The following is a 22,658-nucleotide window of genomic DNA, read 5'->3' on the forward strand; positions in this document are numbered from 1 at the left end:
CTTAATGAAGTATAAAAGTTTATAATTTTTTTCGATTTCGGTATGCTTGTAGAAGTGTTAAACTCAGGTTGGAAATAAGTATAGTAGTGTGTAAGATTAAATTTGTGGTAATCACAATCCAGTTCTACTTCGTGTATATGTAGCATGCCTTTCTCCTTACAAACAAAGGTTTGGTGCTCTAGTATAGCATGCTTTAATTTTAATGCCGAAGGCAGTAGTATTAAACCTACCAACAGTGAGGCAAAAACATAAGAAACGATATTTTTGATATTAAACTTCACACTTCAAAACTACTGGTAACCCAACACAATGTTTGTTAATAAATATATAATTTATCCGCAGGCCCCCTATTTCTTATGCTGTAGCTAGTTGCAGATTGAAATGAGCGTCCAAACCATGTCTTTTGGTTGGGGTCACTGTTTCCAGAGCTCTGATTGATAGTCAGTTTCTTGGACAGGATTCAATACAAACCATGGGGCTTTTGCTATCTATTTGAGTATAAAGCCCAGACCCATTCTATTCAACATCTTTTTCTCAAACTCCCAAAAGAATTTGAATTGGCCAAACAACCAACCGTAGATCACCAAAAGAAATTGGTAAATAGGGAATATCAATAATATCCTGAAGATTAGATAAATTAGACCTCCCCAAAGAAAATCCGGTGAAAAATTATCCCTGGATAACCCAATCCATTGTAGAAACGGCTTTGCCGCGTAAACGGCTGAAGATCCAGTAATGGAGAACACAATAAAAATTATGGCCAACTGTAGGTTTGAGGTTATTCCCCAACGTTCTTTTAATTTCTTCATACTTCCAATAATCGCGGACAAAGATAGCTTTTTATACTCTAGGAACAAATGGTCCTAGTCTTTGATTGTATTTGCGCTGGAAATAGATGAAGTAATTGTACAGCTTATAGTTAACCTCATACCCGTAATCTATATTGGGGTTGTAGTCTATTTGTAGCTCGTAAAGATTAGGGCTAAACCTGTAGGGTTGAAGTACTCTAGCATTCCACTCCGCAACATAAATCCGGTTCCTATTCTCCAAATAAGACTGGGAGTAATACCCCTCTGGTTTGGCAATACTTTGCAGCCAAAAATTAAACCCCGGCTCTATAATGATTATCTCGTATTCTGTTTTGTCATCTTTGATGGCTATGGTATCCCCTTCGGTTTGTGAAAAGGCTGTTTTTTCATCATCTGTTATGGCAATTGCTTTCTTGGTACCGCTACAATTCGCCATAGAAAACATTAGGAGTACTAAAAAACTGATGGTAAAAATGTATTTCTTCATATTATTATATTTTTATATCATATTCATACCCCTTCTAGCTATTTCGGATCTTTTCAGGGGAATAGCGAACTATGATGATTTTTAATGCTCTCCCTTTAAGGTACAAAAAAAGCCATTTGTTCAACAAATGGCTTTCCTTAAAATATGTTAAATCTCTTATTTCCCAAAAAGGCCACCGAGCATACCTCCCAGTCCGCCTTTCTTTTTGTTGGATCCCATGACCATCCCGGCCACATCGTCCAAAACGCTGCCATCACCATCTGCATCCAACAAAGTAGTTATTAAACTTTGGTTTTCTTTAGGTTGTCCTCCAAGCATGCTGCCGAGTAGGGTATTTAGACCGTTGGCATCGCTTACATTGCTTTGGGCTTTTTGTTTTCCCAGGTAGGCCATCACCAAGGGGGCGGCTATTTTTAGGATTTGGGCCACAGATCCTACATCCAATCCAGATTTTTTGCTCAGGGCACTTTCTACATTGGCCTGTTTTCCACCAAATACATGTCCTAAAATTCCGGCACCGTCCTGCATTACGGATTGGTCTACACCACCGCCAAAAAGTCCACCGAGGTTATCCAATAATCCGCCGTCATGTTTGGAGGATAGTGCACTCATTAGACCTTGTGCTCCCTCGGGAGAGGATACATTTTTTTTCATGGCGCCCAATAATAGGGGCATGGCCATACTTAAAACCTCTCCGGTCTTATTTTCTGGCTGACCGGTTTGATTGGCCACACCGCTAATTAGTTGCTTGCCCATCGGGCTATTTAGTAAATCCAGTAATCCTGACATCTTTATATTTATTACGGTTAATGATTAATTGACCATAAGGTACAAAAAGTAACAATATGTTTGAGGCTGTCTTGAGACCTTATTTGTACAAACTGATGATTTGGGAGGCCAGTTCCAGCCCAATTCTTTCCTGAGCCTCCTCCGTGGCAGCACCAATATGGGGGCTTAATGAAATATCTGGGTGCATTAATATGCGTATTTCAGGAATTGGTTCAGATTCGTAAACATCCAGTCCGGCAAAGCCTACTTTACCACTTTCCAGCGCATCTACCAGGGCTACCTCGTCCAGGACTCCGCCTCTAGCGGCATTGACGATTCCCACTCCATTTCTCATCATTTCAAATTCCTTTTTTCCAATGACATAGGATTCTTGGGCCGGAATGTGCAGACTGATAAAATGGGATGTTCTTAGCAGGTTTTCCAAGGAGGTGCCCGCCAATTGAAATGAAATGGAACGGCCATCAAAGAAAGGTACCGTAACGGTGGCCTCCTCCAAAAGGGGGTCGGTAAAAATAACATTCATACCAAGGCCCAAGGCTATTCTTGCCGTGGCCACCCCAATTCTACCAAATCCAATAATACCTAGGGTTTTTCCTCTAAGCTCCATCCCCTTGGCATATGCATTTTTCAGCTTCTTAAAATTGCTATCTCCTTCCAATGGCATATTCCGATTGGCGTCGTGTAAAAAACGAACACCACTGAACAAGTGTGCAAAAACCAGTTCGGCCACGGAAGACGAGGATGCTTCCGGGGTATTAATTACATGTAAGCCCTTGGACTTGGCATAGGCAACGTCTATATTGTCCATTCCTACCCCGCCGCGACCAATTATTTTTAAAGAAGGACAGCCTTCTATAATCTCCTTGTCTACCTTGGTGGCACTCCTTACTAGGAGCACAGAGATCCCATGTTGGTTGATGTAAGAAATAAGCTGCTCTTGGGCCACCTTAACTGCCAGTACCTCAAAACCTGCACTTTCAAGTTTTTGGATGCCACTTTCAGAAATCCCGTCGTTTGCTAGTATCTTCATTATTAATGCTAATTGTTAATTTCTATTGTATCCTTGCGCTGTGGCGTAGTATTAAATAGGGTTATTAATTAGGCCTTTCTTTCCAATTCACTCATAACATCTACCAAGGTGCCTACACTTTCCAAAGACAGGGCATTGTACATAGAGGCCCTATACCCGCCAACAGATCGATGTCCGTTTAAGCCATTTATTCCGGCTTCCTTGCACATTTCATCAAATTCATCCTTTAGCTTCTCCTCAGACAGGGTAAAGGTGGCGTTCATTAGTGAGCGATCTTCCTTCTTGGCGAAACCCTTGAACAAAGGATTGAGGTCGATTTCAGAATACAATAGTTGGGCTTTTCTCTCATTTATTTCCTCAATGGCGGCAATTCCTCCCAAATTCTGTAACCATTCCAAGGTAAGCATGGAAACATAAACGGGAAACACCGCTGGCGTGTTAAACATACTGTCTTTTTCTATATGAACCTTGTAGTTTAACATAGAAGGGATTTTTCTGCTAACCTTGCCCAATATATCTTCCTTTATTACAACTAAAGTAGTACCTGCAGGCCCCATATTTTTTTGGGCTCCGGCATAAATGAGGTCAAATTGACTAAAATCCATCTGCCTGGAAAAGATGTCCGAACTCATATCACATACCAATGGGGCATTGGTCTTGGGAAATTTCTTTATCTGGGTTCCATAGATAGTGTTGTTGGAGGTTAGGTGAAGGTAATCCAAGTCTGCAGGTATAGTATAACCTTTTGGGATATAACTATAGTTTTTATCCTTGGACGATCCTACCTCCAGAACTTCACCAAAAAGTCGGGCTTCTTTTATAGATTTATCGGCCCAGGTACCCGTATTAAGATATCCGGCCTTTTTCTCCAAAAGGTTGTAGGCTACCATAAGGAATTCCATACTGGCACCGCCTTGTAAAAATAACGCTTTATATCCTTTGCCTTCCAAGCCCAAAAGCTCTAAGGCCAAAGACCTGGCCTTTTCCATAACCGCTACAAAGTCCTTACTTCTATGAGATATTTCTATCAAAGAAAGTCCAAGACCATTAAAATCCAATACGGCCTCGGAAGCCTTTTTCATTACTTCTTGTGGTAAAATACAAGGTCCTGCGCTAAAATTATGTTTTTTCATATTTTCAATTATGTTGTTTTTATAGGTGGGGCAATTTTTTACTGCCACCAATACTTTTTACTATGGTCTGTTATTATCAATATTAAATAGTCAAATGTTGATGTATGGTAGTCCCAGTCCAATTATTTATTTAAGGCCCTAAAGGTCATAAATATTTTAGGAAGTACCCTATGGAACATGGCAATTCTTCCCTTAGGTTTTTAACAAAAAATCAACAGTATCCACATTGTCGGCATAATCTCCCAAAGATGGTTTTTGTGTTGTTCCAAAAGGTACTTCATTTGCCAGTACCCCGTTTGCCACTATACATTGCAATAAATCCGCGTCATGGGTCAATCTGTTTTTAAGGTTATCCAAGGAGTCATAATACTCATAAAACAGGGTAGCGATGGGCGATGCATAGCTTTTATCTTCTTTTAGCATTAGAAAACCATTCTCCAAAACTTTATAAAGACTCATGAGGTAAACCGCCTTGTTATAATCATAATTGTTGGCGTATTTATGTTGTTCTATTACATATTTAAAAGGGTAGAGAGCATTAAAGAGGAGGTCAAAGTTATAATCTTTGGGAACATAAATTTTGGACACGCTTCTACAGCCAAGTCCGTAGTATCTAAATATATCTTCTCCCAAAGCACTTAATTGCTCCTTGGTTTCCTTACCTGTTAAAATGGCCGCCGAATTCCTGTTTTTTCTTATAATGTTTGGTTTCTTTCCAAAATAATGTTCAAAATAGCGAGAGGTATTGTCACTTCCAGTGGCTATAACTGCATCATAACCCTCCATTTTACCTTCTACAAATGAAATTTGATCTGTTAAGCAGGGCTCTATTTCTGTAATATACTCAGCAACCAATGGTAATAAAACCTTGTCATTGGATGAGAGTTTTATTAAGGCCGTATTCCCGGAAATAACCGTGCATAGGAAATCATGGAAACCTACCAGTGGAATATTACCAGCCATGATCAAAGCTACTTTTTTGCGGGTGTTTTTGTCCATTTCGTAGGTAGACAACCAGTCCTGTAGTTGGTTTTGTGAGAGCAACTCGGCCCATCTATCAAAACTGTACAGGATATTTTCTGGTGTAAACCAACCGTTATGATGTTTGGCCAGGCTAAGAGTTTCATCGAATTTTTTGAACCATCCAAGCTGATTTTCATCCATGTGCGATTTCTTTTTCGCATATTTGCTGTATTCTGAAAAGAAATCACCTAGTTTAGCAAATGCTTTAATTCTTTGTGTAAGGTCACTCATTATATTTGTAAAAGATTTTTTTAGGCTTTACCTTTGTGCAAAAGTATTGATACTGAATTTAAATCAGCATAAAAGAAATATAAAATATGGCAATTATAATAACAGATGAGTGCATAAATTGTGGAGCTTGTGAGCCCGAATGTCCAAACACTGCAATTTATGAAGGTGCGGATGATTGGCGATACAGTGACGGAACCCTTTTAAAGGGAGATGTGGTTTTGCCAAACGGTAAGGAAGTGGATGCCGATGAGTCACAGGAACCTGTAAGTGATGAAATCTACTACATAGTTCCCGATAAATGTACGGAGTGTAAAGGTTTTCACGATGAGCCTCAATGTGCCGCGGTTTGTCCGGTAGACTGCTGTGTTCCCGATGATGATCACGTGGAGTCTGAAGAGGAGCTTTTGGGCAAGCAGCGTTTTATGCACCCAGAATAAGAATGGTATTATTTTTATAGGTAATAATTTGCTGTAAACTGTAGGTAGGACCATAATCTACAGTGTTGTAACCTTGAATTAGATCCTGTCTTATATGGGATATTAAAAATATAAAAAGGCTGCCCTTGGGCAGCCTTTTTTAGTACGGTTCTTGGGTTATTTAGAAGGTAAACCCCAGCTTGGTATAGTAATAGGCCCCACCAAATCCCATTTGTACAGAGTCCCAATACCCTCCACCTTCTACCCAGTCGTCCTGTTGGTCAGGGTATACATTGAATAGATTATTGGCCCCTACATTTAACTTAAGGCCATCGCATAATTGATAGCCAAAAACCAGATCGGTTACAAGCCTAGCATTATAAGTATCTGTTGCCTGATTGATCTGATCCTCAAAACTGTCATAATCGGAAGTAGGCTCATACATTTGGTAATCCAATAACTCCACCTTACTAAAATGCGTGAAGGCCAGTCCGGCATCAAACTTGTCCCTATTGTAATTAATATTTAGGGTGAATTTACTTTTTGGGGCCGAGGCCAATAGGAATCCCTTATCCCTTTCCCCAAAAAAGGTTTCCGCATCCAGACTGCCATTGTTTACCTTATCTATACTCATGTCATTGATATTGCCCGTAAAAGTGGCAGATAAGCGGTGGTCATCAAAGCTCTTTTTCCAAGCCAGCACAATGTCCAAACCTGTAGTTTTGGTATCCACACCATTTACAAAGAATTGTGCCGCCTCCACATTGGGAATTTGGGGTGCATCAAAATTACCCGTAAGCACTATACGATCGTCCACTTTAATATAGTAGCCGTCCACAGTTGCTGTAAAATCGCCAAAGGTGGCCGTAAAACCTAGCCCAGCATTAAGGGCCTTTTCCTCCGTTAACTGATCTATCCCAAAGGAAGCTGTTACCGGACTGTTGTTGGGAGATAACAAAGACTCCAAAGCAGCGCCACCTACAAAATTGGTAAACTGTAGATTATAATATTTTTGTGCCAAGGAAGGGGCTCTAAAGCCTGTACTTACAGAACCTCTTATGTTAACATTGTCCGATGCCTTTAATCTTGCCGCCAATTTGCCGTTTATGGTACTCCCAAAATCACTGAAATTTTCAAATCGGGCAGCGGCACTTACAAGAAAGGTTTCAGTAAGGTCAAACTCCCCATCCGCATACAGGGAAAAATTACTCCTGCTTCTATCCACTTCGTTTGCGGGACTGTATCCGGGAAACCCTTGGGAACCCCCTGGACGGGGATCACCCGAATCCGGATCAATTGGTTGGGTTTGGTTGGCCGGATCCGTAATTAATAGTCCATTTACGTCATAAGTACCCCAAGATCCCTCCTCCCCAGCGAAAATGACAAAATTTTCCGTTCTATACTCGGCACCAAAAGCCAAGTTCATACCCTCCAAAACATCTTCATAGTACTTTGAAAAATCCAAATTCATAGTGTTTTGAGTCAGGCTATGTCCTCCTGCATCAAAATCGGTAGGGGATACATCTTCCAAAGAAGCGTTAAGGGTTCCTTTTATGTAATAATGAAAATTATTTTTGCCATAAGTATTGCTGATATCCAGTTTCCAGCCATTATCCAGTTCACTCCTAAAACCGGCCGAAAAGGAATTATCAATAATGTTGGAAGTAATCCTAGGGGTAAATCCATTGGGGTAAATGGAAGGAATTACCCTGTTGCCACCATTCCTGGTAAAGGCATAGGCGTCCGTATCCCTATAATTTCTTCCACCAAAGGCATATAATTCTGAATTATCCGAAAGAGGTACCGAGGCATTCACCATTAAATTGAATCCGTCAATGGCCGCCTCCCCGAAACCTCTTCTAAAATCGAATCCAGGTCTCAAAGTCTTGTTCTTGCTGATGTATTCCGTAGTAACATTTACAAAGCCGCCATCGTCGCCGATCGCCGCTCCAAAATTAACGCCAGCCTTTAGAGAACCTCCATCAAAGCTCTGATCGCTACCAATTGCGTTTCCGTCCTTCTCGGTGTCCAATCGGTTGCCATCGGTATTGGGTGTTCCTGACGGAAAATCTCCTTTTGCGTTGGTATTATAGGCTCCATAATTAATAAAGCCGGAAACCTTGTCCGTTTGGTTTTTCAACACAATGTTGATTACCCCTGCAATGGCATCCGAACCATATTGCGCGGCGGCGCCATCGCGTAATATTTCTATTCGTTTAATGGCCGATGAAGGAATAGCATTCAAATCGGTACCTGTGTTGCCCCGTCCCCTAGTTCCAAAAATATTGATCAAAGAGGATTGGTGCCTTCTTTTGCCGTTAATAAGTACCAAGGTTTGATCGGGGCCAAGGCCTCTGAGGGTAGCAGGATCTATATGGTCTGCCCCGTCCGACCCTGATTGTTTATTGGCATTGAACGAAGGAGCAGCATATTGTAATAGTTCATTTACTTCCACACGGCCTGTTTGGGTAGATACTTCCGCAATATCTATAACATCTACGGGAACCGCAGTATTGGTAGAGGTACGTTTTGGGCTTCTAGAACCCACTAGTTGCACCTCGTCCAGCATCATTCCGCCGGACAGCGCAATATTGACTAGGGTTTTTCCGGAAACATTTTCCTCCTTGGTATCATACCCAATATAGCTAAATACAAGGGTTGCATTATCCATGACCGATATTTGATAATTTCCATCAAAATCGGTCGTTGTACCATTGGTAGTACCCTTTTCCACTATGTTTACACCAACTAATGGTTCGCCACTGTCATCCGTAACCTTACCGGTAACCGAATTTTGCGCAAATGCCAGGATATAGTTACCCAGCATAAATGCCGTAAAAAAGAAGGTTTTTTTCATGTTAATGATTTTAAGTGTTTTAACTTCTAATTTAGGTATTTTATTTTTACATAATTAAGATTGTCAATCTGTGTTCTTAAACGGACATAAATAGTATCTTTGCAGCTGTTTTAAAAAAGCTGTTTAGTGGTTTTTTATTTCAACACTACAGCCAATAATCATATTTAACCATGAAAGCAGGTATCGTAGGATTGCCCAATGTTGGAAAATCCACCCTTTTTAATTGTTTGTCCAATGCAAAGGCACAAAGTGCCAATTTCCCGTTCTGTACCATAGAGCCCAATATTGGAGTGGTAAACGTTCCCGATAATAGATTGCAGAAATTGGAAGAACTGGTTAATCCGGAACGCGTCTTGCCCGCTACGGTAGAGATAGTGGATATTGCCGGATTGGTAAAAGGGGCCAGTAAAGGAGAAGGATTGGGAAACCAGTTTTTGGGAAATATTAGGGAAACCGATGCTATTTTGCACGTTCTCCGTTGTTTTGACAATGACAATATTGTTCATGTAGACGGTTCTGTAGACCCGGTAAGGGATAAGGAAACCATAGATATAGAATTGCAGCTTAAAGATTTGGAAACGGTAGACAAAAAGCTGGATAAAGTTAAGCGTGCCGCCAAAACAGGGAACAAAGAAGCCCAAAAAGAGGAAGCTGTATTACTAAAGATAAAAGAAGGTCTTGAAACTGGAACATCGGTACGCGCCTTGGATATAAGTAAGGATGATCGTGCGGAATATGTTAGGCCCTTGCAATTTATTACCGATAAGCCGGTAATGTACGTTTGCAATGTAGACGAGGATGCCGCAACTACAGGAAATGAATATGTGGAAAAGGTAAAAGCTGCGGTTGCCAATGAAAATGCCGAGGTTATTTATTTGGCCGTAGGTACGGAGGCAGATATTACGGAGTTGGATAGTTATGAGGAGCGACAAATGTTTCTGGAGGACTTGGGGTTAACAGAACCTGGTTCTGCCAAACTGATAAGGGGTGCCTATAGGTTGTTGGATTTGGAAACCTATTTTACGGCAGGTGTTAAGGAGGTCCGTGCTTGGACTATTCCAGTTGGGGCTACAGCACCACAAGCGGCCGGCGTTATCCACACCGATTTTGAGAAAGGTTTTATTAGGGCAGAAGTAATCGCATATGAGGATTTTGTAAACTTTGGAAGTGAGGCCAAGGTCAAGGAAGCTGGTAAGATGCGGGTAGAAGGGAAAGAGTATATTGTAAAAGATGGAGATGTGATGCACTTTAGGTTTAATGTATAAAACCTGTTATTCTTATAAACAAGTACCCGTTGTTTTTATTGGTATTGGACTGCCATGAAAAAAGTGTTTAATACCAAAAAGGCCTGTTTAGATTTCTAAGCAGGCCTTTTTGGTGTCAATCCAGTTATGTGAAGGGCTACAAGTCCTTTTTATAGGTTCTTCTGCGCTTGTATATTTTAGGGTCAAAATGTTTCCAAAGTTGGCGAATGGCCACATTTTCTTCCAGTTCAGGGGTTCTTACACAATTTTCTACCCCTTTGGCTTTAAAGGTTTTGTAATATTCGTTGAACATAACGGCCGTAACCCCTTTGTTTTGGTATTCTGGAAGCACCCCTATAAGGTAAAAAATAACCTCTTTACTATTTTTTTTGGCGTTCAAAAGATGAAATAGGCCAAATGGGAATAGCTTGCCATTTGCTTTCTGCAAGGCCTTGGAAAAAGAGGGCATAACAATTCCGAAGGCGATAAGATTGTCGTCCTTGTCCAGGATGAATTTTATGTATTCCGGATTTATAAAACTGATGTATTTTTTCTTGAAATATTCTTTTTGAATGTCGGTGATGCGGACAAAAGAAGAGAGGGAGGAATAGGTTTCGTTAAATAGGTCGAACATCTTATCGGCCCATGGCATAACGTCCTTGGTCTTGCTAAAGTTTAATTCCTTTACCCCATAGCGTTTTCTTACCAGTTCATTGGCCTTCTGAAAGAATTTGGGTTCTGCATTGCTGAAGGGGAATTTATTTTCCATATACTCCTTTTCCTTGATAAACCCATGGTGTTCAAAATGGTTTACGTAATACGGATGGTTGTACCAGGTAATCATGGTACCAATATGATCAAATCCTTCCGTTAGAACACCCACCTTGTCCAAATTGGAAAAACCAACGGGCCCTTCCATATAGGAAAGCTTATTCTCCTTTCCTATTTCCGCCACCTTATTGAGCAATGCCTCAGAAACTTCATAGTCATCTATAAAATCGAACCACCCAAAACGCATTTTCTTTACATTTTGGTCATTGACCTCCAAACTGTTTATAATGGCAGCAACCCTTCCAACAATTTTATTGTCCTTGTAAGCCAAAAAGAACCAAGCATTGGCATCCTTAAAAACTGGATTTTTATTCTTGTCAAATGTCTCCAGCTCATCATTGATAATGGGGGGTACCCAGTATGGGGAGCCCTTGTATAGTGAAAATGGGAATTTTACGAAATCTTTGAGTTCCGATTTTGTTCTTGCTTCTTTTAAAGTAACCATACCTTCTTTTGTTGTATGGTTCAATATTAGCAATATTAAATCATAGGAAAAAGTGCAAAAGTTATTTTATTAGAAATCTATTTCAGAATCGTTTCTATTTTTTTTCTTTAATTTTCGCAATTGCTTTTTACTGGGGCCTAAATCAACATCTTCGGCGCCACTACCTTTTTTCTTCTTTTTGTTCTTTTTCTTCATGGCATTTTTGTTAATGGGGCCGCCATTTTCTCCGGCATTTTGATCTTCTATAGCCTTTAACTTATCCCTGTGCATATCTACCCTGTAAGAGAACCCAAGGGCCGCAAAAATTCTGGTAGGTGTATTTTTGAAGCTGGCACCTAGATTAATGTCTGCCTGCATATTTTCACTTATTAAATGGGCAACACCCCCGCGAAGCAATACATCCGCATATCTGTCGCTCTGTATCCCCTGATGTTCTGCAAAAACGCTCCATTTAGGGTTTCTAAAAGCATGGGAAAGGGAAACGGTGTAGTTCCATTCGGGAAAATCGGTTCCCAGTCTATCATAGGCCACATTTGAAATAAGTACAAATCTAGGGGTAAGCCTACTTTGTGTGGCAATCATTACTCTTGGGGAAACAGTGGGGTCCCCACTATAAAAAGGGTTATCTCCCAGAACAAAATTGGCACCGGCATAGACTGATACGGCCGGGATAAGATTTTTTAGCTTAAAACCGTAATTGGCCTTCCAGCTGTAAAGATTGGGCTTGTTCTTCTCCGGGTTCCTATAGGGGTCGAAAACCAAAAATTTTAATCCCAATCGGTTTCTGGAGAAATCGGTATTTCTGACCTCAACACCAGAGTTGAGATAAGTTTTTTTCTGATCGTCAAAAGTGCCCTCGTAATTTATCTCCAAGGTTTCAAAAAGGAGGCCATATCGCAGAGATAACTCGGCTCCCAAAATATTGGATTCGGTAGAAAGCCTTGTGTGGTCACGCTGTTCATATCCTACGCCCAATTCTGCCTGTAACACATTGGTACCTACCGCATAGGCGCTTACCGAAAGTCCCGGTCTGTTGGAATTGATTACATCTGTATATTGAGAGAAACCAAGCCAATGCAGGGAGAAAACTCCAAATATTAGTATTTTTTTCAGCTGTTTCGTGGAAACATTATATTCCATAGGAACTATTTTATTATTATTTTAAGACTTTTGCACTATTATTACAACGTTAGAATTGTACTTTTGATATAAAATTTGTCTACTAATTATGGGTTTTTTAAAAACGATATTAATTGTACTCTTAGTATACTATTCCCTTAAGTTACTCGCAAAGTGGTTTGCTCCCAGATTGTTCAGGTATGCTGCCAAAAAGACCGAGGAGCATTTTAAGGAAAAGTTTGAGGGTTTTGCCGATCAGAACCGCACGGCTGAAGAGCAAGTAGGGGATGTTATTATTGAAAAGAAGACAAAGAAAAAAACCAGTTCCTCCAATAAGGTTGGGGAATACATAGATTTCGAGGAAATTGAATAACCATTTACCATAGCCAAACATGAGAAACGGTCTAAGAGCCTTTTTTATCCATTTTTTTGTAACTGCATTTTTTATTTTAGTCGCCCTGGCCTATTTCCATCCCGTACTACAAGGGAAGGTGATACAACAGTCCGATATTGTCCAGTTTACTGGAATGGCCAAGGAACAAAACGATTTTAGAAAAAAGACAGGGGAGGAGCCTTATTGGACCAATAGTGCTTTTGGGGGCATGCCCACCTATCAATTGGGGGCTTATTATCCACATGACTACGTAAAAAAATTGGACAGGTTAATCCGGTTTTTGCCTAGGCCGGCCGACTATCTTTTTATTTATCTCATTGGATTTTACATTTTACTTTGTTGTCTCAAGGTAGATTATAAACTGGCGGTGTTGGGAGCTTTGGCCTTTGGTTTTTCTACTTATATGATCATTATTTTGGGAGTGGGACATAATGCCAAGGCCCATGCCCTTGGATATATGCCCATGCTCTTGGGAGGAATAATACTGGTTTTTAGAAAAAAGTATCTATGGGGGTTTGTGCTTTCCGCCATTGCCATGGCTTTGGAAGTTGGTGCCAACCATTACCAAATGACCTACTATTTTATGCTGTTGGTGCTTATCCTTGGTGGCGTGTATTTGGTAGATGCCATAAAGACAAAGAAGCTGAAGCATTTTGGTATTTCCGTAGGGATACTGGTTTTGGCCGTACTTCTTGGGATTGCTGCCAATGCTACTAGCCTAATGGCAACCAAGGAATATGCGGATTGGAGTACCAGGGGGAAATCTGAACTTAGTATAGACCCCAATGGCAATGTTTTGGAGAAAGGAAGCGGATTGGACAGGGAATACATTACCCAATTTAGTTATGGCATAATGGAATCTCTAAACTTATTTGTTCCCAGACTTTTTGGAGGCTCTGGGGGCGAGGATTTGGGGACTAATTCCAAGACTTATACCTTTTTGACCGAAAATGGCATTTCTAGGACCAAGGCTTTGGAGTTTACCAGTAGTTTGCCTTTGTATTGGGGAGATCAGCCAATTGTTGCCGCCCCGGCCTATATTGGGGCGGTAGTATTTTTTCTTTTTGTCTTAGGGCTCTTTTTGGTAAAGGGAAAAGCTAAGTGGTGGCTGTTGGGAGGAAGCATAATGGCCCTTCTACTTTCATGGGGAAAGAATTTTGGTCTACTTACCAATTTTATGATAGATTATTTCCCCTTGTATAACAAATTCAGGGCAGTTTCGTCCATACAGGTAATTCTAGAACTTTGCGTTCCCATTTTGGCCATTTTGGCTCTTGTGGAACTGTTCAATAAAAAGAACGAGAGCACAAAGAAACTAAAAGACCTAAAGATTACTGTTTTTATTACTTTAGGTATTGGTGTGCTGCTGTTTTTGATAAAAGGATTTTTCGATTTTGTGGGCCAGAATGATGAAACCTATAGGCAGTATTACGGTGATGATATCGTATCCCTTATAGTGGCAGACCGTAAGGCAGTTTACAATTCGGACCTCATTAGATCTATGGTCTATATTGGTTTGACCGCCTTGGTAATATGGTTTTTTATCAAGGATAAATTAAAACAGAATTTGGTAGTCATCTTATTGGGTGTCTTACTGCTGTTTGATTTGGTAGGGGTAGCCAAACGCTATGTCAATGAGGACGATTTTGTTGCCCAGCGTAGAATGTTGGAACCCTTCCAAGAAACCAATGTGGATAAACAAATTGCCCAGGATACCACAATTTTTAGGGTTTATAACCCCTCGGAAATAGGTGGTAGTGGAAGAACTCCCTATTTTCATCATTCTATTTGGGGATACCATGCGGCAAAGCCTGCAGGCATACAAGATCTGTACGATTTTCATATTGCCAAGAACAACGTTGCAGTATTAAGTATGCTCAATGTAAAATATGTGGTGCAACAGGATGAGGAGGGCAATACCTACCCTGCTGTAAACCCGGATGCCAACGGAAACGCCTGGTTTATAAATGAATTGATTCCGGTGAACAATGCCAATGAAGAAATTATGGCTTTGGGCAATTTGGATGTAAAGAATAAGGCAGTTTTCAATAGGTCTGTCTTTCCTAATAAGGACAAATTAAATTTTGAGACCGATTCCACTGCAGTTATAGAACTTACCCATTACGAGCCCAATCACTTAACCTATCAATCCAATAACAACCATGCAGGGGTAGCGGTATTTTCAGAGATGTACTATCCCAACGGTTGGAACGCCTATATTGACGGAAAACTGGTGCCACATTTTGAGGTAAACTACGTTTTAAGGGCTTTGGAAGTTCCGGCAGGAAATCACAAAATAGAATTTAGGTTTCAACCTACCCTTGTTGAGGTAGGAGGCAAGATAACGATGGCCAGTTCCATTTTGTTGATCTTGGTGCTGTTGTATGGAATAGCTCACGCCATTATGAAGTCAAGAAAAAATACTACGGCTTAATGCAAAAAGTGCTCATCATCACCTATTATTGGCCACCGGCAGGGGGACCAGGTGTACAGCGATGGTTGAAGTTTGTTAAATACCTTAGGGATTTTGATATTGAGCCCATTGTATATACCCCTGAAAATCCCAATTACCCTATAACAGATACTTCTTTTTTGGACGAGGTTCCAAAAGACATTAGGGTATACAGGAGAAAAATTTTTGAGCCCTATGCCCTGGCCGGTATTTTTTCTAAAAAGAAAACAAAGCAGATCAGTGCGGGCATCATAACCTCCAAGAATCAATCGCTGTTGGAAAAAGTGCTGTTGTGGATACGTGGCAATCTTTTTATTCCCGATGCAAGAAAGTTCTGGGTAGGGCCATCGGTAACTTTCTTGAGTGATATTTTGGAAAAGGAGGCTATAGGAACGGTTATTACCACTGGGCCGCCCCACAGTGTTCATCTTATTGGACGCGAGTTAAAAAGACAATTAAAAATTAACTGGGTGGCCGATTTTAGAGACCCTTGGACTTCTATAGGATATCATAAAAAACTAATGCTCACCTCTTTCGCACAGCGAAAACATAAACAACTGGAACGTTTGGTCCTAAACGAGGCCGACAAAATTATTGTGACCAGTAATACTACTAAAAAGGAGTTTGCCGCCATAACCAATAATCCCATAAAGGTTATTACCAATGGATATGATACATACCCTATCATAAATGAGCCATTGGATGAGGCCTTTACCCTATCTCATATAGGGTCTTTGCTAACTGGGAGAAACCCTCATAACCTTTGGAAGGCCTTATCTGAGTTGATCCATGAATTTCCCGATTTTAAAGAAGTTTTTAGGTTGCAGCTGGCCGGAGTGGTAAGTTCCGATGTTTTGGAAAGTATTTATTTTTATGGGTTACAGCCTTATACCCATTTATTGGGGTATATTTCCCATGAGGAGGCCTTGCAATATCAAAAAAGGTCTCAGGTGTTGTTATTGGTAGAAATAAATACCGAGGAGACCCAAGGTATTATCCCGGGAAAAGTATTTGAGTATATGGCCGCAAAAAGGCCTATATTGGGTGTTGGTCCCGTAAATTGGGAGGTAGGCCGTTTAATTACAGAATCCAATACGGGTCAGACCTATGACTATGAACATCATGAGGTATTGAAGGAGGTTTTGTTGCAATGGTTTAGGGATTATAAAAAGGGAAAACTGGGCTTGTCCAAGGCAAAGGTGGAACCGTATCATAGAAGGGAATTAACTAGGAAATTGGCGGAGTATCTAACATGGGAATAGTCTTAAAGCAATCTTTGAACAATACGCTGATCACTTATGGTGGTTTTGTTATTGGGGGGCTAAATCTACTTTTTCTATATACACGTTTTTTAACAGACGAATACTTCGGCTTGGTCAATGTAATTCTTTCGGCCTCCGCAGTTCTAATGCCTATATTGGCATTTGGGGTACCCAATACCTTGGTCAAATACTTTTCCAGTTTTCAGGAACACCGCAGTAAGGACGCATTTTTAACATTGATGTTATTGTTGCCGTTAGTTCTTATTGTACCTATAGGAGTGGTTTCGTATTTGGCAAATGAGACAATAGGGAGTTTTTTGTCCAGGGAGAACCCTATAGTAAAAGGCTATGTTTGGCATATATTTATTATTGGGGTAGCAATGGCCTATTTTGAAGTCTTTTATGCTTGGGCCAAAGTTCAGATGAAGTCGGTTTTCGGAAATTTTATGAAGGAGGTATTCAGTAGGTTAGTGGTGGCCCTATTGCTTTTTATGGTATACATGAAAATTATTACGGTACTTACTTTCTTAAACGCCCTGGTAGGGATGTACCTTCTTAGGACCCTTATAATGCAGGTGTATGCGCTAAGGTTGCAGCAACTAAGGTTTAATTTTAATTGGCCCGGCAATACAAGGGAGATTGTTAACTATAGCGCCCTTATTATTTTGGGAGGCTCGGCAGCCATTGTACTGCTAGAAGTAGACAAGGTAATGATCAATCAGTTTATAGAGATTGAAAATGTAGCTTATTACAGTGTTGCCGGTTATATTGCTACGGTCATCGCCGTGCCTTCACGGTCCATGCATAATATTACCTACCCTTTAACGGCAGAAATACTGCACAAAAATGATATACAGGCCCTTAAAAGGCTTTATCAAAAAAGCTCCCTGACGCTGTTGATAGTTTCCGGGCTTATTTTTATCCTGATTACATTGAATTTGGATGACCTATATCTTATGTTGCCCGATTCCTATCGTGGTGGGTATGTAATTGTCTTTATAATAGGATTGGCCAAGGTCTATGATGCCCTATTGGGAAATAACAATGCCATCCTCTACAATTCGGATTTTTATAGGACATTATTGCTGATGGGGGTAGCATTGGCCATTCTTACCATTTTACTAAATCTTTGGTTAATTCCACAATATGGTTTGGATGGGGCGGCCATAGCAAGCTTTTTGGCATTTTTTATATACAATACCACAAAGTTGGTTTACGTACAGCTCAAGTTTGCCATTCAGCCAATAACCAAAGATACCATAAAGGTGATTGCCTTGCTTGTACTACTATCCTTATTATTTTATTTTGTAGTCTTGCCCTTTCACCCAATAATCAATATAGTGCTTAAAAGTTTTTTGATAGTAGTTAGCTATGCTTTTGTCCTGTACCGCTTTAAGGTTTCGGAAGATGTAAATGGGGCCATATCACTTTATTTAGGAAAGATTTTTGGCAACAGATGGCCTAAAAAGTAAAACCCCGTAGGAACGAATTCGCTACGGGGCTAAACAACTAACCAACCTAAAAACTATCTTTATTGAACTCTATATCTTCTGTTAGAGGACGTTGTTGATTTATTTCTTGCACTCTTGGCAGATGATTTTGCCACCGACCTTGTAGATCTTACATTTTGTCGTTTAACAGCCGTTTTCCTTACAGCTGAACCATTGGAACTTCTTTTGACCGAACTACTTCTTACAGCTGTACTTCTAGGACTTCTTTGATATTCTTTTTTAATTGAAGTCCGGCTGCTGTGGGCAGGTCTGCTAGTCACGGTTTTAGACCTTTTTACGGTATTGCCCTTGGGGCTTTTACTCCTAGTGGTAGTGGTTCTACTAATCGTTTTTTGTCCGTTACCATTGTTTCTGGACCTAATAGTAGTACTTCTGGAAATAGTTCTATCCCTAGGATCTTTTTTAATTGTTGTGTTTCGTTTTACCGTACGGTTTCCTTTGGTATTGGAACGCAGTCCGCTGCTCCTACTAACTGTTCTATTATTTTGGGCGGCGGATGAATTCTTTCTTATCGCACTGCTTCGGTTTATTTTCTTATTGCCTGGATAGTTGGAACGGGAAGCTATATTTTTAGATACCGCTCTATTGTTGTTCCTTAATCCATCATGTCTAGAGGTCGCGCTTCTGTTAGATCTAAGGTTTTTATTCCTCACGGCAACCCTTTTATCGTTTCTATATACCGATCTTCTTTTATCATGGGCCTTATTGTACTTATAATGATGGCCTATTTTAGCATATGCCCTACGGGTATTTCGGTGGTAAGGTCTGTAATAGGTGTACCTAACTGGGCTGTAATATCTTCTATAAGGTTTATTGAAAACCAAATTAAATCCAAATGCAGGTCTCGCAAAATAGCGATGGAAGGGTCTGTATACATAATGTCTGTTATAGACATTTATATATCCCCTATGATGACTAAAGTGACCTCTATGGTCGTAATAAACGTAAAGTCCACCAAGCCTTGATACCCTGCCTCGGTTATAGTTGATGTTTACATCCCCAATTTGGGATACACGACCATAATAATCATAATAGATAGGGATGTTCTCTACTTGGATTACGGCTCCATAATCGTCATATTGAACATAGGGGTTATAATCGTAACCGGAGTTAAAAGTAATATTGGTACGACCAAGATTTACATTGGCATGTATGCCCACCCTGTCATCTATATAAAAATCGAATTCCCCATCGGGGTATACTGAAAACGTAACACCGTCTTCAACAAATATAAATGAATTATCGTATCTATAAGTCGTGGTTATTGCAACCCTATCTTCTATTGATGAGGCGATGGTAGCAGAGGTTCCAAATATAAACGCTGCTAAAAGAAGTGTAAATTTTCTCATGTTATAAGGTTTTAATTAAAAATGTAATTATTTACATTCGGTAAGTATATACCAAACAGCATGCCAAAAATTCAAATAAAACCATAAGTAGCTATTTGTCAACATGTTATACAATAATATCCAAAAGCTTTTTTTATGGAAGAAGGAAAATTATGGGGAAAAGAGAAATATATTAACGGACTTCGACTGTTAAATTAGGATATTAAGAGGAGGAGAAATAAAGGCTATGCCCAAAGGAAATTGGGCATAGTATAATTGCTTTTGGGCATAACTCAAGGTCTAGTCACTGGATTAGTAAGTAATAAAACTAAATGCTAAAGATTCCTACTTATTTAATTAGGCAATTTTTCCTTTAGGTATTTGGCTGTATAGGAGATTTTATCCTTGGATACGACTTCAGGAGTTCCTTCTACAATGAGCTGGCCTCCCTTGTTTCCTCCTTCTAAACCTAGGTCTATAATATAATCGGCACATTTGATAAGATCAATATTGTGCTCAATTACAATGATCGAATGGCCTTTGACAATTAAGGCATTAAAGGATTTTAGCAGTTTATTGATGTCATGGAAATGAAGTCCGGTAGTAGGTTCATCAAAAATAAAAAGGGCTTTGTCCTTTGTATTTCCTTTGACCAAAAAGGAGGCCAACTTTATTCGTTGTGCCTCTCCTCCGGAAAGGGTAGAGGAGGATTGGCCCAAGGTAACATAGCCCAGACCAACGTCCTGAAGTGGTTTTAATTTGTTGACTATTTTGGACTGTTTGTATTTTTCAAAGAAAGCAACCGCATCATCTATGGTCATACTAAGGATATCATCTATATTGGCGTCCTCAAAATGTACTTCCAACACTTCTTTTTTAAATCTTTTTCCCTTGCAGGTTTCACATTCAAGGTGTACATCGGCCATAAACTGCATTTCCACGGTGATTTCACCTTCTCCCTTACATTTTTCACAACGCCCTCCATCTACGTTAAAGGAAAAGTGTTTGGCCTTATACCCACGGAGTTTACTCAGCTTTTGGGAGGCAAACAAATTTCGGATATCGTCATAGGCCTTTATATACGTAACGGGATTGGAGCGGGAAGAACGCCCAATGGGGTTTTGATCTACATATTCTATATGCTTTAAGGATTGATATTTACCGTCCATAGTGCTGTACTGCCCGGCTTTTTCCCCATAGCCTCCCAACTCCTTGAGCATTATGGGGTATAGCAGTTTTTTTACCAAAGTACTCTTACCACTACCGGAAACCCCGGTTATGACGGTCAGCACATTTAACGGAAAGGTAACATCAATATTTTTCAGGTTATTCTCCCGGGCACCCTTTATTTCTATATACTCTTTAAATGGGCGTCTTGTTTTTGGTATGGCAATTTCCATACTGCCATTGAGGTAGGCTGCGGTGAGGGACTTGGATTTTAAGATCTCTTTTAGGGTGCCATGGGCTACCACTTCACCACCATGGGTACCGGCCTCGGGACCAATGTCTATGACCTCGTCGGCAGCCTTCATAATATCTTCGTCATGTTCCACAACAATAACTGTATTGCCCAGGTCACGTAGCGATTTTAGGACCATAATTAGGTTCTCGGTATCCTTAGGGTGCAGTCCAATACTGGGTTCGTCCAAAATATACATAGAACCCACCAGACTACTGCCCAAGGAGGTAGCTAAATTAATACGCTGACTCTCTCCACCGGATAAGGAGTTGGATTTTCTATTTAAGGTTAAATAGCTTAACCCAACATCGTTTAAGAAACCTAACCTACTCTCTATTTCCATGAGTAAACGCTTGGCAATGGTCTTTTCATTGGTACTAAGGTTTATATTCCTAAAGAAGTTTGTAAGGTCTTCAATGGGCAGTTCTACCAGATGGGAAATGGATTTCCCGGATACCTTAACATAATCGGCCTCCTTTCTTAGGCGTCTTCCGTGGCAGCTTGTACATTTTGTTTTCCCCCTATAGCGGGAAAGCATAACCCTGTTTTGTATTTTATAACTCTTTTCTTCCAAGCCCTCAAAAAAACTGCTTATGCCGGTGAAATAACTATTGCCTTCCCAAACCAGCTGTTTTTGTTCATCACTGAGCTGATACCATGGCTTATGTATTGGGAAGTCAAATTTATAGGCCACATTTACCAATTGGTCCCTATAGGCTCCCATGCTTTCACCCCGCCAGGGGAAAATGGCATTCTCAAAGACCGACAAGGAGGTATTGGGGATCACCAAATCCTCGTCTATTCCTATTACATCCCCATAACCTTCACATTTGGGACAGGCTCCGTAGGGGTTGTTAAAGCTGAAAAGATGCACATTGGGTTCTAAGAACGACATGCCGTCCAATTCAAATTTATTACTAAAATGGGTTTTGTTTTCAGTAGCCAGTTCCTGCACGATACATTCTCCCTTTCCTTCAAAAAAAGCTGTATCTATGGCATTGGCCAGTCTGTTGAAGAAATCTTCATCATTTTTGTAAATAATCCGGTCTACTACCAAATAGAACTGTCTGCCTATATCTTTTAGGTCGTCGTCTATTCGCAATACCTCACCATTATGTAGGATTCTGGCAAATCCCTGTTTGGAGAATAATTGGAGCGACTTTATGGGGTCCCTGTCCTCGCTTATCTGAATGGGAGCCAACAATAAAAGCTTACTGCCTTCCTGGTACGACTTAATGTGCTCTACCACATCCGAAACGCTATGTTTTTTTACCTCCTCGTCAGATAGGGGCGAATAAGTTCTCCCAATCCTGGCAAACAATAGTTTTAGGTAGTCATATATTTCCGTGGTTGTCCCCACGGTAGATCTTGGGTTGGTAGAATTTACTTTTTGTTCAATGGCGATAGCTGGAGCTATGCCCTTGATAGAATCTACCTTGGGCTTGTCCAATTTTCCTAAAAATTGTCTGGCATAGGAAGACAGACTTTCCACATACCTACGTTGTCCTTCGGCATAAAGGGTATCAAAAGCCAAACTGGATTTCCCGGAACCGGACAATCCGGTAATAACTACCAATTTGTTTCTAGGGATTACGACATCAATGTTCTTTAAATTATGGAGTCGGGCCCCTTTTATGATAATATTGTGCTTCGGGTTTACGTCTTTTATTGAGGTCATGTCTGTATTTAAGTTTGCAAAGATACGATATGCTATATTTATTCGCTAGTAGCCTTACTCCTACAATAAATTAGTATTCATTGAAGGAAAGTTCTTTGAATAGACTTAAATTTTTATATATTTGGGTTATAATTAAGACCTAAATAGCCTATACGTAAAA

At 40.2% G+C, this 22,658-nt stretch carries 17 protein-coding genes; 6 read left to right on the plus strand and 11 right to left on the minus strand.

Features of this window, described 5'->3' with window-relative positions; all coding sequences use genetic code 11:
• Positions 1-488 precede the first annotated feature (488 nt).
• The 6 genes from EHW67_RS16495 to EHW67_RS16520 all read right to left on the minus strand — a co-directional run bounded on the left by EHW67_RS16495 (position 489) and on the right by EHW67_RS16520 (position 5,502).
• Positions 489-809 (minus strand): DUF6787 family protein, encoded by a 321-nt coding sequence (locus tag EHW67_RS16495; protein WP_126164122.1) that lies wholly within the window; start codon positions 807-809, stop codon positions 489-491.
• 31 nt (positions 810-840) lie between these two features.
• Positions 841-1,296, minus strand: coding sequence for a DUF6146 family protein (locus EHW67_RS16500; protein ID WP_126163495.1), 456 nt, complete (start codon positions 1,294-1,296; stop codon positions 841-843).
• 156 nt (positions 1,297-1,452) lie between these two features.
• Complete coding sequence (locus tag EHW67_RS16505; protein WP_126163496.1) at positions 1,453-2,085, minus strand: DUF937 domain-containing protein; 633 nt, start codon at positions 2,083-2,085, stop codon at positions 1,453-1,455.
• Positions 2,086-2,164: 79 nt separating this feature from the next.
• On the minus strand, positions 2,165-3,115 hold the full coding sequence (locus tag EHW67_RS16510) for a D-2-hydroxyacid dehydrogenase (RefSeq protein WP_126163497.1): 951 nt from the start codon (positions 3,113-3,115) through the stop codon (positions 2,165-2,167).
• Between the two features lie 68 nt (positions 3,116-3,183).
• On the minus strand, positions 3,184-4,248 hold the full coding sequence (gene serC, locus EHW67_RS16515; RefSeq protein ID WP_126163498.1) for a 3-phosphoserine/phosphohydroxythreonine transaminase: 1,065 nt from the start codon (positions 4,246-4,248) through the stop codon (positions 3,184-3,186).
• Between the two features lie 192 nt (positions 4,249-4,440).
• Positions 4,441-5,502, minus strand: a complete 1,062-nt coding sequence (locus tag EHW67_RS16520) for an acyl-CoA reductase (RefSeq protein ID WP_126163499.1) — start codon at positions 5,500-5,502, stop codon at positions 4,441-4,443.
• 86 nt (positions 5,503-5,588) lie between these two features.
• Here EHW67_RS16520 and EHW67_RS16525 point away from each other — a divergent pair, with 86 nt between their 5' ends.
• Positions 5,589-5,939, plus strand: coding sequence for a 4Fe-4S dicluster domain-containing protein (locus EHW67_RS16525; RefSeq protein WP_126163500.1), 351 nt, complete (start codon positions 5,589-5,591; stop codon positions 5,937-5,939).
• Between the two features lie 160 nt (positions 5,940-6,099).
• Here the strand turns inward: EHW67_RS16525 and EHW67_RS16530 are convergent, their stop codons facing one another.
• Positions 6,100-8,775, minus strand: a complete 2,676-nt coding sequence (locus tag EHW67_RS16530; protein ID WP_238389970.1) for a TonB-dependent receptor — start codon at positions 8,773-8,775, stop codon at positions 6,100-6,102.
• Positions 8,776-8,945: 170 nt separating this feature from the next.
• On the opposite strand from EHW67_RS16530, the gene ychF reads away from it, so the two are divergent.
• The gene (gene ychF, locus EHW67_RS16535) at positions 8,946-10,040 is read left to right on the plus strand and encodes a redox-regulated ATPase YchF (RefSeq protein ID WP_126163501.1); all 1,095 of its coding nucleotides are present in this window, start codon (positions 8,946-8,948) and stop codon (positions 10,038-10,040) included.
• A gap of 136 nt (positions 10,041-10,176) precedes the next feature.
• Here the strand turns inward: ychF and EHW67_RS16540 are convergent, their stop codons facing one another.
• Both EHW67_RS16540 and EHW67_RS16545 read right to left on the minus strand, forming a co-directional pair.
• Positions 10,177-11,295: a GTP cyclohydrolase gene (locus tag EHW67_RS16540; protein WP_126163502.1), complete on the minus strand. Its 1,119-nt coding sequence runs from the start codon at positions 11,293-11,295 to the stop codon at positions 10,177-10,179.
• A 69-nt stretch (positions 11,296-11,364) separates the two neighbouring features.
• Positions 11,365-12,435, minus strand: a complete 1,071-nt coding sequence (locus tag EHW67_RS16545) for a transporter (RefSeq protein WP_126163503.1) — start codon at positions 12,433-12,435, stop codon at positions 11,365-11,367.
• An 88-nt stretch (positions 12,436-12,523) separates the two neighbouring features.
• Between EHW67_RS16545 and EHW67_RS16550 the strand changes: the two genes are divergently transcribed.
• From EHW67_RS16550 to EHW67_RS16565, 4 genes are read left to right on the plus strand one after another with little or no spacing between them, the layout of a single operon-like run.
• Positions 12,524-12,787, plus strand: coding sequence for a DUF4834 family protein (locus tag EHW67_RS16550; protein WP_126163504.1), 264 nt, complete (start codon positions 12,524-12,526; stop codon positions 12,785-12,787).
• Between the two features lie 19 nt (positions 12,788-12,806).
• Positions 12,807-15,242 carry a YfhO family protein gene (locus tag EHW67_RS16555; protein ID WP_126163505.1) on the plus strand — a complete coding sequence of 812 codons (2,436 nt, stop codon included), beginning with the start codon at positions 12,807-12,809 and terminating at the stop codon, positions 15,240-15,242.
• Complete coding sequence (locus EHW67_RS16560; protein ID WP_126163506.1) at positions 15,242-16,522, plus strand: glycosyltransferase; 1,281 nt, start codon at positions 15,242-15,244, stop codon at positions 16,520-16,522. The genes EHW67_RS16555 and EHW67_RS16560 overlap by 1 nt, the downstream gene beginning before the upstream one ends.
• Positions 16,513-17,994 (plus strand): lipopolysaccharide biosynthesis protein, encoded by a 1,482-nt coding sequence (locus EHW67_RS16565; protein ID WP_126163507.1) that lies wholly within the window; start codon positions 16,513-16,515, stop codon positions 17,992-17,994. The genes EHW67_RS16560 and EHW67_RS16565 overlap by 10 nt, the downstream gene beginning before the upstream one ends.
• A gap of 59 nt (positions 17,995-18,053) precedes the next feature.
• Here the strand turns inward: EHW67_RS16565 and EHW67_RS16570 are convergent, their stop codons facing one another.
• Positions 18,054-19,382 (minus strand): hypothetical protein, encoded by a 1,329-nt coding sequence (locus EHW67_RS16570; RefSeq protein WP_126163508.1) that lies wholly within the window; start codon positions 19,380-19,382, stop codon positions 18,054-18,056.
• A 332-nt stretch (positions 19,383-19,714) separates the two neighbouring features.
• Positions 19,715-22,498, minus strand: coding sequence for an excinuclease ABC subunit UvrA (gene uvrA, locus EHW67_RS16575; protein ID WP_126163509.1), 2,784 nt, complete (start codon positions 22,496-22,498; stop codon positions 19,715-19,717).
• Positions 22,499-22,658: the final 160 nt, after the last annotated feature.

This window comes from Arenibacter aquaticus (assembly GCF_003957295.1).
Taxonomy (GTDB): Bacteria; Bacteroidota; Bacteroidia; order Flavobacteriales; family Flavobacteriaceae; genus Arenibacter; species Arenibacter aquaticus.